This is a genomic window from Shewanella carassii, assembly GCF_019670705.1.
GTDB lineage: Bacteria > Pseudomonadota > Gammaproteobacteria > Enterobacterales > Shewanellaceae > Shewanella > Shewanella carassii.
On the sequence record NZ_AP024618.1, the window covers coordinates 1,494,956 to 1,509,517 of the forward strand.

General features: G+C 54.5%; 11 protein-coding genes. 5 read left to right on the forward strand and 6 right to left on the reverse strand.

Features of this window, described 5'->3' with window-relative positions; all coding sequences use genetic code 11:
- Positions 1–13 precede the first annotated feature (13 nt).
- Positions 14–1,183 carry an isovaleryl-CoA dehydrogenase gene (locus tag K5621_RS06860; RefSeq protein ID WP_025889846.1) on the reverse strand — a complete coding sequence of 390 codons (1,170 nt, stop codon included), beginning with the start codon at positions 1,181–1,183 and terminating at the stop codon, positions 14–16.
- A 60-nt stretch (positions 1,184–1,243) separates the two neighbouring features.
- Positions 1,244–1,651, reverse strand: coding sequence for a MerR family transcriptional regulator (locus K5621_RS06865; RefSeq protein ID WP_100142865.1), 408 nt, complete (start codon positions 1,649–1,651; stop codon positions 1,244–1,246).
- Positions 1,652–2,032: 381 nt separating this feature from the next.
- Here K5621_RS06865 and K5621_RS06870 point away from each other — a divergent pair, with 381 nt between their 5' ends.
- Together K5621_RS06870 and sugE are read left to right on the forward strand one after the other, a co-directional pair.
- Complete coding sequence (locus K5621_RS06870; RefSeq protein ID WP_221050772.1) at positions 2,033–3,949, forward strand: propionyl-CoA synthetase; 1,917 nt, start codon at positions 2,033–2,035, stop codon at positions 3,947–3,949.
- Positions 3,950–4,188: 239 nt separating this feature from the next.
- Positions 4,189–4,503 carry a quaternary ammonium compound efflux SMR transporter SugE gene (gene sugE / locus K5621_RS06875; protein ID WP_221050773.1) on the forward strand — a complete coding sequence of 105 codons (315 nt, stop codon included), beginning with the start codon at positions 4,189–4,191 and terminating at the stop codon, positions 4,501–4,503.
- 80 nt (positions 4,504–4,583) lie between these two features.
- Here the strand turns inward: sugE and K5621_RS06880 are convergent, their stop codons facing one another.
- Complete coding sequence (locus K5621_RS06880) at positions 4,584–5,459, reverse strand: 1,4-dihydroxy-2-naphthoate polyprenyltransferase (protein ID WP_100142868.1); 876 nt, start codon at positions 5,457–5,459, stop codon at positions 4,584–4,586.
- Between the two features lie 233 nt (positions 5,460–5,692).
- Between K5621_RS06880 and K5621_RS06885 the strand changes: the two genes are divergently transcribed.
- The 3 genes from K5621_RS06885 to K5621_RS06895 all read left to right on the forward strand — a co-directional run bounded on the left by K5621_RS06885 (position 5,693) and on the right by K5621_RS06895 (position 7,937).
- Entirely contained in the window at positions 5,693–6,577 is an 885-nt protein-coding gene (locus K5621_RS06885; protein ID WP_221050774.1) for an SDR family NAD(P)-dependent oxidoreductase, read from the forward strand.
- A gap of 70 nt (positions 6,578–6,647) precedes the next feature.
- Positions 6,648–7,511 carry an acyl-CoA thioesterase II gene (gene tesB / locus K5621_RS06890; RefSeq protein ID WP_100142870.1) on the forward strand — a complete coding sequence of 288 codons (864 nt, stop codon included), beginning with the start codon at positions 6,648–6,650 and terminating at the stop codon, positions 7,509–7,511.
- A 12-nt stretch (positions 7,512–7,523) separates the two neighbouring features.
- Positions 7,524–7,937: a YbaY family lipoprotein gene (locus tag K5621_RS06895; RefSeq protein WP_100142871.1), complete on the forward strand. Its 414-nt coding sequence runs from the start codon at positions 7,524–7,526 to the stop codon at positions 7,935–7,937.
- 50 nt (positions 7,938–7,987) lie between these two features.
- Here the strand turns inward: K5621_RS06895 and K5621_RS06900 are convergent, their stop codons facing one another.
- The 3 genes from K5621_RS06900 to K5621_RS06910 all read right to left on the reverse strand — a co-directional run bounded on the left by K5621_RS06900 (position 7,988) and on the right by K5621_RS06910 (position 14,503).
- Entirely contained in the window at positions 7,988–9,994 is a 2,007-nt protein-coding gene (locus K5621_RS06900) for a methyl-accepting chemotaxis protein (RefSeq protein WP_221050775.1), read from the reverse strand.
- Positions 9,995–10,319: 325 nt separating this feature from the next.
- On the reverse strand, positions 10,320–13,403 hold the full coding sequence (locus K5621_RS06905; RefSeq protein WP_221050776.1) for an efflux RND transporter permease subunit: 3,084 nt from the start codon (positions 13,401–13,403) through the stop codon (positions 10,320–10,322).
- A complete protein-coding gene (locus tag K5621_RS06910; RefSeq protein ID WP_221051139.1) occupies positions 13,400–14,503 on the reverse strand; it encodes an efflux RND transporter periplasmic adaptor subunit in 1,104 nt (367 codons plus the stop codon). The genes K5621_RS06905 and K5621_RS06910 overlap by 4 nt, the downstream gene beginning before the upstream one ends.
- Positions 14,504–14,562: the final 59 nt, after the last annotated feature.

Consider the following 14,562-nt stretch of genomic DNA (forward strand, 5'->3'; position numbering starts at 1 on the left):
CCGGCATTCGCCATTACTTGGTTTCGTTGAACAGCTCTCGGCCGATGAGCATGCGGCGGATTTCCGAAGTCCCGGCGCCGATTTCATAGAGCTTGGCATCGCGTAGTAGGCGACCTGTAGCGTATTCATTGATATAGCCGTTGCCGCCCAGCAGCTGAATGGCGTCCAGTGCCATCTTGGTGGCGAGCTCGGCGCTGTAGAGAATGGCACCGGCGGCATCTTTACGTGTGGTTTCGCCGCGATCGCAGGACTTGGCGACGTTATAGATATAGGACTTGGCGGCATTCATGCCTGTGTACATGTCGGCCAGTTTGCCCTGCACCAGTTGGAATTCGCCGATGGATTTGCCGAACTGCACCCGCTCGTGCATATAGGGCATCACTATGTCCATGCAGGCGGTCATTATCCCAAGAGGGCCACCGCTGAGCACCACCCGCTCGTAGTCGAGGCCGCTCATCAGTACCTTCACACCCTGGTTGAGGCCGCCGAGAATATTCTCTTCCGGGACTTCGCAGTCTTCGAATACCAGTTCACAGGTGTTGGAGCCGCGCATTCCCAGCTTGTCGAGCTTCTGTGCCTGGGAGAAGCCTTTGAAGCCGCGCTCGACGATAAAGGCAGTGATCCCGTGCGGGCCCTTGTCCAAGTCGGTTTTGGCATAAATCACATAGGTGTGGGCATCCGGGCCATTGGTGATCCACATCTTGTTGCCGTTGAGAATGTAACGGTCGCCTTCCTTGCGGGCATGCAGCTTCATGGAAACCACGTCCGAACCTGCGTTGGGTTCACTCATCGCCAGTGCGCCTATATGTTCGCCGCTGACCAGCTTGGGCAGATATTTTTCTTTCTGGGCCTGATTGCCGTTGCGGTTTATCTGGTTGACGCACAGGTTGGAGTGGGCGCCGTAGGACAAACCTATGGACGCCGAAGCACGGGAGATCTCTTCCATGGCGACGACGTGCGCCAGATAACCCATGTTGGCACCGCCGAACTCTTCTGGGACTGTTATCCCAAGCAGCCCCATGTCGCCGAACTGAGGCCAAAGCTCGTTGGGGAAGGCGTTGTCCTGATCCACCTTGGCGGCAATGGGGGCGATTTCATTAGCGGCGAAACCGTTGACTGCATCCCGCAGCATATCGATTTCTTCACCGAGTCCAAAGTTGAGGCTTGAGTAGAGAGAGTTCATTGGCTTGATGTCCTGTAAGTTAATATTTTTATTTTATTATTATGGTGTTTGGTCAATGGCTCAGGCTTTTTCCTGCTCCATGTCATCCAGCGCCTGACGGCACTGAAGTTCGGCAGAATTGAGTTCCATCAACACCACCTTGATATCGTCCATCTGCTGTTGCAGTGAGGTTTTCTTCTCTTCGATCAGGGCCAACATGGTATTGAGTTGTGCATGGCTGCTCTTGTCGGCATCGTAGAGTTCAAACAGTCGGCGGGTTTCCGCCAGGGAAAAGCCCAGACGCTTGCCGCGCAGAATAAGTTTCAGTCTGACTCTGTCCTTGAGACTGTAGATACGGGTCTGGCCACGACGCCTGGGTTTGAGCAGCCCCTGATCTTCATAGAAGCGGATGCTGCGGGTGGTGATATCAAATTCCTTTGATAGATCACTGATGGAGTATGTGGTTTGTGGATTGTGATTTGTGTTCATCGATAACACCATAAAATAGAACTTGTTTTGCAAGATATATGAAGTTTACGTAAAGGTAAAGTTTGTTGTGTGTTTTTGCGACTGTGTGGGTGTCAATCGCTGCTGCCATCGGCCTTTGCCCGTATTGAAACGCTAGTTTCAGTTATCAATAAATTTGTCTTTCCTTGGGGACGTGGCGAATAACGTCTTTGAATATGCGCTTCAATTATTTGTTTGACCCAACAGCAGAAGTGCGAATTGGCGGGAAGCTCTAAGGCTAGGTCAGTGCAGGGTTTTAGGCTAACGTCTAATTGGGGACCGGGCCAAAAAGGACTTTAATTGTCCCAGGAAGGAAGGGAACGCAGTGCCGTCGCAGAACGGCGTCCTTTGGGAGGAAAGATAATGATAGATCCGGGTTTAGCCATGCATAAGGCGTCACTCGAGGACAAGACACAGTTTTGGGGTGAGTGTGCCCGCGCCATAGATTGGCAACAGCCCTGGGAGCAGGTGCTGGATGAGAGTGAAGCGCCATTTTATCACTGGTTTCGCGGTGGCATGCTCAACACCTGCTACAACGCGGTGGATAGACATGTGGCCGCCGGGCGCGGCGAACAGACCGCCATTCAATATGTCAGTCCGGTAACCGATACCGAGTACGGCATCAGCTATAACGAATTGCAGCAGCAGGTGAGTCGCCTAGCGGGCTGGATGCAATCTGTCGGCATCAATAAGGGCGATAGAGTCGTTATCTATATGCCCATGGTACCGGAAACCCTCTTCGCCATGCTGGCCTGTGCCCGCATAGGGGCGATACATTCTGTGGTGTTTGGCGGCTTTGCTGCCAATGAACTGGCAACCCGGATCAACGATGCCAAACCCAGACTGGTGTTGTCTGCCTCCTGCGGCATAGAACCCTCAGGTGTTGTGCCTTATAAGCCTCTGCTGGACAAGGCGCTGGAACAGTCCGAGCATAAGGTGGAAAACTGTCTTATTCTCGGTCGCAGTCAGTATCAGGCCGAGTTGCAGCCAGTGCGGGATCATGACTGGCAGAGTGCTATCTGTCAGGCGACTCCCGCCGATTGTGTGGCGGTCGAAGCCACTCATCCCCTGTACATTCTCTATACCTCAGGTACCACAGGGCAGCCAAAGGGGGTGGTGCGTGATAATGGTGGTCATGCGGTAGCACTGGCCTGGTCGATGAAGGCCATTTACGACATAGAACCAGGTGATGTCTTCTGGGCCGCCTCGGATGTGGGTTGGGTAGTGGGTCACTCCTATATTGTCTATGCACCGCTGCTGGTGGGTGCCACCACCTTGCTGTTTGAAGGTAAACCTGTGGGCACCCCGGATCCCGGCACTTTTTGGCGCACCATAGCCAAGTACAAGGTCAAGAGTTTCTTTACCGCACCGACTGCGATTCGTGCCATCAAACGTGAGGATCCTGAGGCAAGCTATGTGGCTCAAAGCGATCTCTCTTGCCTGAAAAACGTGTTTCTGGCCGGCGAGCGTTGTGACCCGGACACCCTGAAGTGGGCGTCAGAGAAGCTGGCCAAGCCCGTGATAGATCACTGGTGGCAAACCGAAACAGGATGGGCGATTGCCGCCAACTTGATGGGAGTGGCGCCTATTCAGGTCAAAGCCGGGTCACCGGCCAGAGCCGTGCCCGGTTATCAGGTGGAAGTACTGGATGAAATGGGGGAGCAGGTGGCTCCCGGGCAGTCGGGCAATGTGGTGATTAAACTGCCTCTGCCGCCTGGAACCCTGACTACTCTGTGGCAAAACGATAAGCGCTACCATGACAGCTATCTGGCCATGTATCCCGGATATTATCTCACCGGAGATGCCGGCTATATGGATGAAGAGGGCTATCTCTACATCATGAGTCGCATTGATGACATCATTAATGTGGCCGGTCACAGATTATCGACCGGGCGCTTTGAAGAGGTGCTTTGTCAGCACCCGGCGGTGGCTGAAGCGGCGGTTATCGGTGTGGAAGATAAGCTCAAGGGCCAGGTGCCGCTGGGGTTGGTGGTGCTCAAGATGGGCAATACCCTGAGCGAAGAGCAGCTACACAAGGAGCTGGTGGCTCTGGTGCGCCAGGAAATAGGCCCGGTGGCGGCGTTCCGTTTGGTGAGCGCTGTGCCCAAGTTGCCCAAGACCCGCTCCGGCAAGATACTGCGCGGCACCATGCGTAAAATTGCCGACAATCAGGAGTTCAAGGCGCCGGCGACCATAGAAGATCCCGCTACTCTGGATCTGGTGCGCACCGCACTGACCCGTATGGGCTATGCTGATTCTCTGGTGAAAGAGCACGCCTGAGGCTGACTTTCTCCTTTTGCGCCTGCCGTCGGCAGGCGTTTTTTAACTGTTTCAAGCTGTCTTTCATTTTGTGCATAAGTGCCGACAACGCTTTGCCCGTCGAGGCGGCCTTTGCTAAGATGTTGCCGCTCCGTTCGGAACACTCTTAAAGTTTAAGCTCATCACTCTGGCCGCAGGGACGACCCTGCAAGCGCCTTATCTATTACCGGGGACGACCCCTCTTAAAAAGGGATGAGTCCATGAACTGGATACTCTTAATCCTCGCAGGTTTGTTCGAAATAGCTTGGGCCATAGGCCTTAAATATACCCAGGGCTTTACTAAGTTGGTTCCCAGTCTATTGACCTTGGGCGCTATGGCCATCAGTGTCGGTTTGCTTGGGCTCGCGACCAAGTCATTGCCCATAGGCACGGCTTACGGTGTTTGGGTTGGCATTGGCGCCATGGGCACGGCAATGGTGGGGATCTGGCTATTCGGCGAGAGCGCCAGCCTGTTTAAAATCGGTAGTTTGCTGTTGATTTTTATCGGCGTTCTGGGGCTGAAACTGGCCGAATGAGCCCGGGCTTGATTAGCGTCAGGCTGAACCAAGGCCTCCCGATAGGATTACCGGGAGGCCTTGATGAGATTGGGCAGGAATTAAAGGGTAAACACTAAGCCTAAGCTGAACAGGGCACTGAACATCATGGTCAGTTTAGCTGTGCGTCCCAGTAAGGGATTTAGTGCCGCACCTGACACTTGGGTGAAATCGCTGGACAGCTTACGAGCCATTAGTAACGCAAGGCCCGTCAGCAGCACCGGCAGGCCAGGCAGCAGGCCCAGCAGGAAACCCGCAATAATCAGGCCGAAGGGTAAGTAAACCAGCGCTTGGTACAGCACCTTGGATTGGGCTTCACCTATGCGTACCGCCAGAGTGCGCTTGCCAGCCTTTTCATCGGTATAGATATCGCGGGTGTTGTTTACCAAGCAGATGGCTGCATTGAGCAGACCCACGGCGCTGCCCAAAATCCAGGCCGCAGTGTTAGTTTCGCCGGCCTGCAGATAATAGCTGCCGACAACGGCTACCAGACCAAAGAAGATGAAGGCAGCTACTTCGCCAAGTCCGTGTGAGGCAAGCGGGTAAGGGCCGCCGCTGTACCCCAGGGCACCCATAATGGAGGCCGCCGCCAGGATAGCAATTGGCCAACCACCGTGCCAGATGAGGAAAGAGCCCACCACCAATGCCAGCAAGAGGCAAAAAATCATCGCATTACGTACTTTCAGCGGGTCGAGTAAGCCGCTCTGGGTGACTCTTATCGGCCCTAATCGTTCTTCGGTATCTATGCCGTTTTTAAAATCAAAGTAGTCATTGGCCAGGTTAACGGCAATCTGCAGCAACAGGGCGCAGGCCATGGACGCCACTGCGATGGCCCAACTGAAACTCTCCAATTGCAGAGCCAGTATGTTGCCTATCAGCAAGGGTCCTATCGCCGCAGGCAAAGTGCGCGGCCGCGAGGCTAAAATCCAGGGATTCATCTTGTCAATTCTTCAGCGTTAAAGATGGGAAAACATGCTAAGGATACCAATTTTCCCGTTGAAAGTTAGCACAATCGGATAAATGCATTTAACAGAGTTTGAGTCAGCGCACATTTGTACCCGCGCGGATTGGAAAAATGCAGCCATAATCAAATAACCCTCGGGGGTTATGTGCTCTTATTGTTAAAGAAAACTCTATATTTCATGGAATTATTGCTAAGGCAGGGGTTAATATGATGGGGTTTGGGGGTAGGACAGCCCTAGTCAGTGGTGCGGCGTCCGGTTTGGGACGGGCCTTTGCCATAGGTTTGGCTCAGCGCGGTGCCAGCCTGGCATTGCTGGACATAGACAGCTGCAAAGACACCTTGAATGCACTCACGGCTCTAGGGGCCGATGCCAAAGCCTGGCACTGCGATGTGAGTGATGAAACCTGTGTCGCCAAGGTGTTGCAGGAAGTTTGTGACCACTTTGGTACCATAGAGTTGCTGGTGGCCTGTGCCGGTATCCACACTTCAAGTCCATTTGAAAAGTTAACCTTCAAGCAGTGGCGGCAACAGCTACAGGTAGATCTCGATGGTAGTTTTTTACTGTGTCACGGCCTCTGGTCGCGAATGAAGGCACAGGAATATGGCCGTATTTTGTTGCTGACCGGTGTTAGCGGCTTATTTGGCGATCCATTCGAATCAGCCTGGGCCAGTGCCAAAATGGCCTTGCTTGGGTTAACCAATAGTCTCAGTCGTGAAGGCAGTAATACCAATATCCGCGTCAACAGCCTCTGCCCCATGGCCACCACTCCCATGACGGAAAAACATCTGGCGTTGTCGGTGCAACCCCTGTTTGGATTGGATGCGCCGCTGGCCGCCGGGCTGTTTTTACTCAGTGAGCAGGCGCCCAATGGCCAGCATCTGATGGCGGCGGCCGGCAGTATCAGTCGAGTGAGAGTCGCAGAATCTGAACCCGGGTATTTCAATGCCTGTGCCTGTAGCCCCGAACTATTGGCCAAAGCTTGGCCCGAGTTGAGTCAGGCTGTCCCCTCTGGTCTCTGTGACAGTGGTGAGGCACAAATCGTCAAATGGGCCAGGCAGGCTGCCGAAGAGCATAATATCGAGATAGAGTAAAGGATTCTGGTCACAGGGGCCGGTTCTGGGTTAATCTTTGCGGTATATGTCAGCCAGTTAACAGAGTTTTATGAGCCAGGTTTTAGACGATCTCTTAGCACTGCTCGCGCTTGAACAGATAGAAATTGGACTTTATCGGGGCCAGAGTCAGGATCTGGGCTTTGGTCATGTATTTGGTGGTCAGGTCATGGGCCAGGCACTCAGTGCCGCCCGTCGCACTGTGCCGCAAGATCGCCAGGTGCACTCACTGCATTCCTATTTTTTACGGGCTGGTGATGAAAAGCTGCCGATAGTCTACGAAGTTGAAAATATGCGTGATGGCGGCAGTTTCAGCGCCCGTCAGGTGAAGGCAATTCAAAAAGGACGGCCTATTTTCTACATGACCTGTTCCTTCCAGGAGCCGGAAGCGGGATTCAGCCACCAGGCAGAAATGCCACAGGTGCCGGGTCCTGAGGGAATACTCAATCAGCAGGAGCTGGCGATGACCATGAGAGACAAGGTGCCCGCCAGAATGCTGGAAAAGTTTATGGCCGATGCTCCCATCGAGATGCGCCTGGTCAATCCGCTTAACCCTGTGGCACCGGCCGCCACCGAGCCTGTACGCCATGTATGGATGCGAGCCAATGGCGCCTTGCCGCCCGAGCATGAAATGCATGATTACTTGTTGGCGTATGCTTCGGATTTCAATTTTTTGGTGACGGCGGCTCAGCCCCACGGGGTGTCATTCCTGACTCCCGGGATGCGGATGGCCACCATAGATCACTCACTCTGGTTCCATCGTCCGGTCAATATGGGCGAGTGGTTGCTTTATGCCATAGAGAGCCCCAACGCCAGCGGCGGCCGTGGGTATGTGAGAGGGCAATTCTTCAACCAACAGGGCGAGTTGGTGGCTTCGGCCACTCAGGAAGGCCTGATGAGAATGACCGCCAAATAAGGGTATAGCAAGATGATTAAGTATGTAAGAGGACTGGCCGTGGCCGCGGGGATAGCATTGCTCGGAGCCTGTGTTACGGTTGACCCCAAAGCACCCGTTATCGTCAATGGAGCGGCGGGTTACCTGGAAAGAATAGCCTTGCCTCAAGGCTCCAGCATCACCATTGCCATCATAGACTTGGATACTCCCGGGGTAATCGTGGCGCAAAAGAGCTTTGATATTGCCAGGGCGCCGGTGCCGTTCAAGTTTATCTTGCCGGCAGAAACCCTTGAGTCCAATGTCAATTACGGTGTGGTGGCCATGATCCAATATCAGGGACGGGTGATATTCCAGACCTATGACAGATACCCGGTGATCAACAATGACAAGTTTACCACCGAAGTGCTGATGAAGGCGGTGCCTTTACCGCAACTGGAGCAGCGTTAAGCGTTGCCGCTGGATATGAACAAGGCGCCACTTGGGCGCCTTTTTAATGGTTACACTCTGAAAATACTTATCTGTTTCTTCAAGGCGGCGGCCAGCTCAGTCAACTCTTTGGCGGAGTTGACCGTTTCTGTGGCGCGGATATCGCCTTCGCGAGCCAGATCGGTTATCTGATGCAGGTTACGGGTCACTTCATCGGCCACGGCGCTTTGCTGCTCAGTGGCGCTGGCAATACTGCTGACAGATATCGCCAGATCGGCAATCCGCTGGGCAATGGCGGTCAACTGATTGTTGGCTTCTTTGCCTTGATCGGCTGAGCGGTTACCCAACTGATGGCTCTGGTCCATGCGCGTAGCCGTGTCCTTGACCTTGGCCTGCAGTGAGGTGATGGTCTGACCGATTTCCGAAATAGAGGACTGAGTGCGACTCGCCAGAGTGCGCACTTCATCGGCCACCACGGCGAAACCACGTCCCTGCTCACCGGCGCGGGCCGCTTCGATGGCGGCGTTCAGTGCCAACAAGTTAGTTTGTTCGGCAATGCTGTTGATGACCTCGGTTATGGTGTTGATGGCATCACTCTCTTTTGCCACCCCTTCAACGGCGGTATGGCTCTCGCTCAGCTGTCTACTGAGGGTTTCCAGCCCTTGCACCACCTGGGTCAGTTGCTGGTGTCCGGCGCGGGAAGCTTCATCCACCTGCTGGCTCTGGTTGGCACTCTCTCCGGCGTGGTTGGCCACATCGCGTATTGACGTGGACATCTCCTCGATAGCGGTTGCTATCTGATCGGTTTGTGCCATCAATGCCTGGGCTTCATCACCGTTGAGACGAGCGACCTCCTGGGCCTGTTCGGCTTGATACTCCAGGGTTTGCACCGAGCCCTGCAATGCTTGGATCAGTTGCTTCAGTTCGCGGGTCATTTCGGTGACGCTGTTGCTGATCCTGATGACCTCATTCTGGCTGCGGCTGTCGAGCTTGGGTAGGTCATGACTAAAATCACCTTTGCCCAGGTTCTCCATGTGGCGCTGCAAGGTTTGCAGTGGTTTAACTGTGCGTACCAGTACGATAGAGAGTAGGGCAGTGATCACCAGTATGCCAACCACGGCAACCATGGCATTGATAAGCAGCAGCGTTTGGCTTTCTTCGTTTAATTCGGCGGCCTTGACCTGACCGATAAGTTCCCAGTTCCAGCCAGGAATGGGGGCACTGTAGGCGATCATCGCGACACCTTGGCCATTGGTGTAGCTCTTGATCGCTTCACTCTTCATCAGTTCATCGAGTGGCAGGCCATCGAGTTCTGAGTCTGTCATGACATGGCCTTGTGAGAGCGAGGGGTGAGCAACCACAACTTTGTCGGTACGACTGAGCAGTAGATAGTTACCACTCTCTTCCAGGCGCAATTGCTCAACCGATTTCTGTAGTTGTACCAGGGAGTCGCTGATGTCAAAACCTATGTAGAGAATGCCTATCACCTTACCCTGAACATCTTTGACCGGGCGGTAAACCGTCATATAGTCACGGCCAAATAGTTTGGCGTAACCTTCATAGTCCTGGCCTTGGATCATTTTCTGATAGGCAGGGTGTTTACTGCCAAGGTAAGTCCCCAATGCCCGGCTACCATCGGCCTTTTTCAATGAGGTTGCGATACGCAAAAAGTCATCACCATCGCGAACGAACACTGTGGCATTACCGCCGGTGAGGTTGGCATATCGGTCGACTTTACTGCGGGAGGAGTTGAGCTGCTCCTTTTCATGCATCAATGCCGGAGTATCCATGCCGAACACCCGGACGGTTTTATTTTCTGGTTTATGGAATTGGCCTGGGTACATGGCGCGAAACACATCGGCATTCCGACGGGCCAATGACAATAGGCTTTGATATTGCAGTGCCAGTAAGTCATCAACACCGTGAACCTGTTGCTTCAGGGCGGTAATCGCTTTTTCTTTGAGGGTCGAGGAAGCTGTCAGGTAGGAGATACTGCTTAAGATGCCAAACACCAAAATCGTTAATATGAAAGCCAGAGTGCCGATTTGCTTGGCGATAGGCCAGTTGCGGTAATTCATTATCATTATTCCTATGTAACCGGTTTTTAGGACTTTATCTCATTATCATTAAATAAATTTTGACCTGAATCTAACTATCGGACTCATCTTGTTGTTTTAGATGATATTAATTTACCGATTTTGTGTTGTAAAAGTTAACTCTTTATATTTTATGCAGAAATGCGGAAGCTGGCAGGCAGATATCTTGATCCAAGCGGCGGTTGGGGCTCGATAGTGATACTGTGATGTTGAGTTTGCCGCGAGAGCAGAGCTGGCAGTTGTGGAGCGGTCACAACTGCATATCGGGATTCATGGTTCATTTCTCTGGCTGCAAGGGAATGTTGTGTTATTCCGTCAGGGGTGATTGGTTTACAAAAAGAGTCTTGGGCTTGTTAAGCCACAGAGAATAAACCACAGGCACCCAAACCAAAGACAATAGGGTCGTCAGCGCCGTGCCCCCGGCAATGGCGATGGCAAAGGGCGGCCAAAAACCCCCGCCAGCCAGGATCAAAGGCAGAAAGCCGCCCACTGTGGTGATTGTGGTTGAAGCGATATGACGACTGCAACGCGTGACGCCGGCGAGAATGACTTCGGTGTCGCCCAAGCGCGCCAGAGGCTCAGACTCGAGTTCGGCCAAGATCACTATGGCGGCATTGATAGCCAGGCCCATCAAGCCCAGCAGACCTATTATCACGGTAAAGCCAAAGGGATAACCCAGAGCCCAGACCGCCAGCAGCCCGAGCCCCGCCGATTGCAGGGCGCTGAGCAGAATGATCCCCGTCAGCCTGAACGAGTTGAAAGAGAGCACCAGCACGGTCAGCAATGCGGTCAGTACCAAGACGATATTGGAGAGCAGATTACCCACGGCTTCATCACGTTTGGCGCTCTCACCGCCTATCTCTATTCGATAGGAGGCGGGCAGTTTAAGCTCGGCCAGTTTGAGTTTGACTCGCTCCAGCACTTTTTGCGGCAGCACGCCCGAGGCGATGTAGGCTTCGAGTATGTTAACCCGCTGGCCGTTGTAGTGAGGAATGGCGCCGCGGCTGGCATTGACATGGCTTTGACTCACGGCCGAAAGCGGAATCGACTCACCATTGGGCGACAGCAGGCTTATTTGTGACAGCCTGGATTGCTGCTCGCCGACATCGGCACCGAGCTTGACCCTCACCGGCAGCGATTCGGTTTGCTCCAGCAAGCTGCCGCCTGTGATGCCTGTGGTGGACATCTGGATCTGTGAGGCGATCTCACTCAGACTCAGGCCTGCCATCAGGCTGGCATCTTCATCGAGCTGCAGCCACACTTTGGGCGCCCCCGGGCTCAGGGTCGCCCGTGTGTGGATCACATCCCGGGTCTCGGCCAGCAATCGCCGCACCTCATCTCCAAGCTCGGCCAGGCGGTCGAGATTGGGGCCATAGAGCCTTAGCTCCACCGGGGCGTTGAAGGGCGGGCCCTGTTCCAGTTTACGCACCAGGAGCTGCGCATCCGGATAGTCTCTATCCAGCTGCTGTTGCAACTCGGGAATTAAGCGGTTAGCGGTGCGAAAGTCGCGGGTTGTTATCATTGCCTGGGCGTATTGGCTAGCGCCCTGCTGTTTTTGAGTCAGGTTGTAGTAGAAGGATGGCACGTTCCCACCTATGACCCAATTGACGCTTTCTATGCCGTCAGTGCTGCGCAGCTCTCTATCGAGTTGTTTGACTCTCTGCTCTGTCCTCGCCAGGCTGGCATGGGGCGAAAGATAGAGCTCCAGCTGGAACATGTTTCTATCCGATGGCGGGAAAAACTGCTCTGTCATCTGCCCGGAGGCCACAAAGCCTGTCAGTGGCAAGATACCGATCAGCAGCGCGGCAGTTTTCGGGTAGTTGAGCGCCAGTCGCAGAGTCTGGCGATAGGTTCTGGCAAGCCTTGGCAGGTTTACCCCGTGGTGATACCAGCGATTGTCGTCCTTGGCGCGGCTGAAACGCCCGGCGAGACCGGCTATCAGGGTGTGGGAGATGAGGTAAGAGCCGAGCAGGGCAAAGATCACTGAAATAGCGATACCGCTGACAAACTCGCCGGCGGCGCCAGGCATCAGCACTATCGGCGCGAATGCCAGCATGGTGGTGATGGTGGAACCGGCAAGCGGCAGCCACAGGTGCCTGATGGTGGTGTTGACCGCCTGCAGCTTACTCATACCCTCGCGGCGGCGCTGGGCAATGGCATCGACAATCACAATGGCGTTATCCACCATGATCCCCAGCGCCACCACCAAGCCGGTGACCGACATTTGATGAATGGGCAGGCCGGTAAACTTCATGCAGGCCAGGGTGAACAGCGCCGTCAACGGCAGTGACAAGGCGACGATAAGTGCATTGCGCATGCCGACAGTCACCAGCAGCACCAGAAGAATGAGCACAAACCCCTGCAGCAGGTTGAGGAGCAACTCTTGCAGGCGCTCGTTGGTGTAGCCTTCCTGTTCAAATAGCCATTGCATGCGGATATTGGCAGGGAAGCCCTGTTCCAGCTCGGTAGCAACCCGGCGGACTTGTTCACTCCAAATATCCACCCGGGTGTTGTTGAGCATGCGGGCGGCTACCATGATGCCGGGCTCTCCATCCAGTAGCGCCAGATTATCCGGCGGATCCTTGGGTTGGCGGCTGATAACGGCGATATCGCCAAGGCGGATCAGTTGCCCGAAACGGTCGGTCTTCAGCGGCACCTGGCGGATACGCTCCAGCGAGTCCAGTTCACCGGAAACTTCCACCAATGCCCGGAAGCTCTGGTTGTTGATTTCACCGGCCGACACCTTGGTATCGGCGCGATTGAGAATGTCGGCAACGGCTCCCGGCGTCAGCCCGAGCCGATTGATACGTTCGCCATCCAGCGTGACCAGAATTTCCTCCGTCGGCGCGCCATAGAGTTTGACAAAGTCTGTGCCGCTCAAGAGCCGCAGTTTGCTTTGCAACTCTTTGGCGTAACGGCTGAGAATGTCGGGGCGCGCTTCACCGCCGCCGTGCCATCCCAGGCCTATGATGGCGGTATAGGCGTAACCCAACTGATCGTCCAGTATCGGCGGATTGACACTCTGTGGCAGGCGGCCGCCGCTATCGGCCAGCAGATCTCTGGCTCTCGACCAGACCGGCTCGGTTTCTATGACGTTATCTTTGAGCTCGAGTTGAATCACCGAGACCCCGGGCCTTGAGGTCGACTGGATAAGCTTGAGTTCCTCAAGTCGCCTAAGCTCATTCTCCAGTACTTCTGTCACCAGTGCCTCGACCCGTTCGGCTGAAGCGCCCGGATAGCTGGTGATCACAGAAGCAAAGCGGTTGGTGATATGGGGGTCTTCGGTGCGTGGCAGGCTGGAAATGGCGCCGAGCCCGGCAACCAGCAACAGGGCTATCAATAGGCTGGCGAGGCGGCCATTCTCGACGAAAGCCTTGATGAGAGGGTTCATTGACCACCTCTAACCGCCAATGCGGCGCTTGGCGCGACTCTTTGCCCAACAACCAGTTTATGCAGGCCTGTGGTGACAAACGGCTCTCCCGGGCTGATGGCGCCGGTAATAAAGGCGTTGTCGCCCTCGGTATAGATAATTTCCACATCGCGGCGCTGCAGTTTAAACCCATCGGCATCTTGCTTGAGCACATACAGATTCCACAGACCGCGAATACCATCGGTGAGCGCCGATACCGGGACCCAGTAGCCTTCACGGGGAACTTCACGGCGGTATTGCAAATAAGCCAGTTCGCCATTGATAGGTGTCGTTTCCGATGTGGGGGTGATGCTGAACCTGAGCTGCACTGTGCGGGTGACGGGATTTATTTGGCCGCTGATCCCTTTTAACTTGGCCTGGTAATAGTGTTCGGCGACTCTGAGCTTGAGAATTACACCAGGTTGCAACTGCTCGGCAATATTCAGCGGCACCCCTATCAGTGCTTGCAAATTGTTGCTTTGCACCAGGGTAAAGACCGGGCTGCCCAAGGCGATGACTTCGCCGAGATTATGCTCTCTGGCGGCTATCACTCCGGCAAAGGGAGCGATAAGAAGCGATTTCTGCCGTTTAAGTTCATTGGCCTTCAGTGAGGCTTCCAGCCTGGCATGCCCGGCTTTCAGACTGGCCAGCTTGCCTTTGAGCTCATCGAGTTGCTGCTCGGAAAGGTATTGTTTGGCACTGAGCTCCAGTGAGCGTTTCAACGTTGCCCGGGCCAGGGAAATATCGGCATTATTCTGATCCAGTGCCGCTTGTAATTCGGTCTGCTCTGCTTCCAGCAAGCTGGTATCCAACTGTGCCAGCAATTGTCCTCGCTCGACTCTATCGCCGGTGTCTACCAGGATTTTTTGCAACTTACCGGCGAGCTCGAAACCTATGCCTGTGGTATTGCCGGCGCGCACGCTGCCACTGAATTGCTGCAGCTTGGTGTAACTTGGCTTGAGTACAAGAGCGGCACTGCTGACCACTGCGGGTTTGGTTTCAATGGGCTCAGAAGACTGCGGCTGGCAGGCGGATAGGCACAACAACAAGCTAAGAGTGGCCAACGGTGCGCCGCGACCCAAACCTCGGTGACGGGAGCGTTCAATGTCAGGCTCTGGTGCCTTTGGTTTTTCGACTTCCT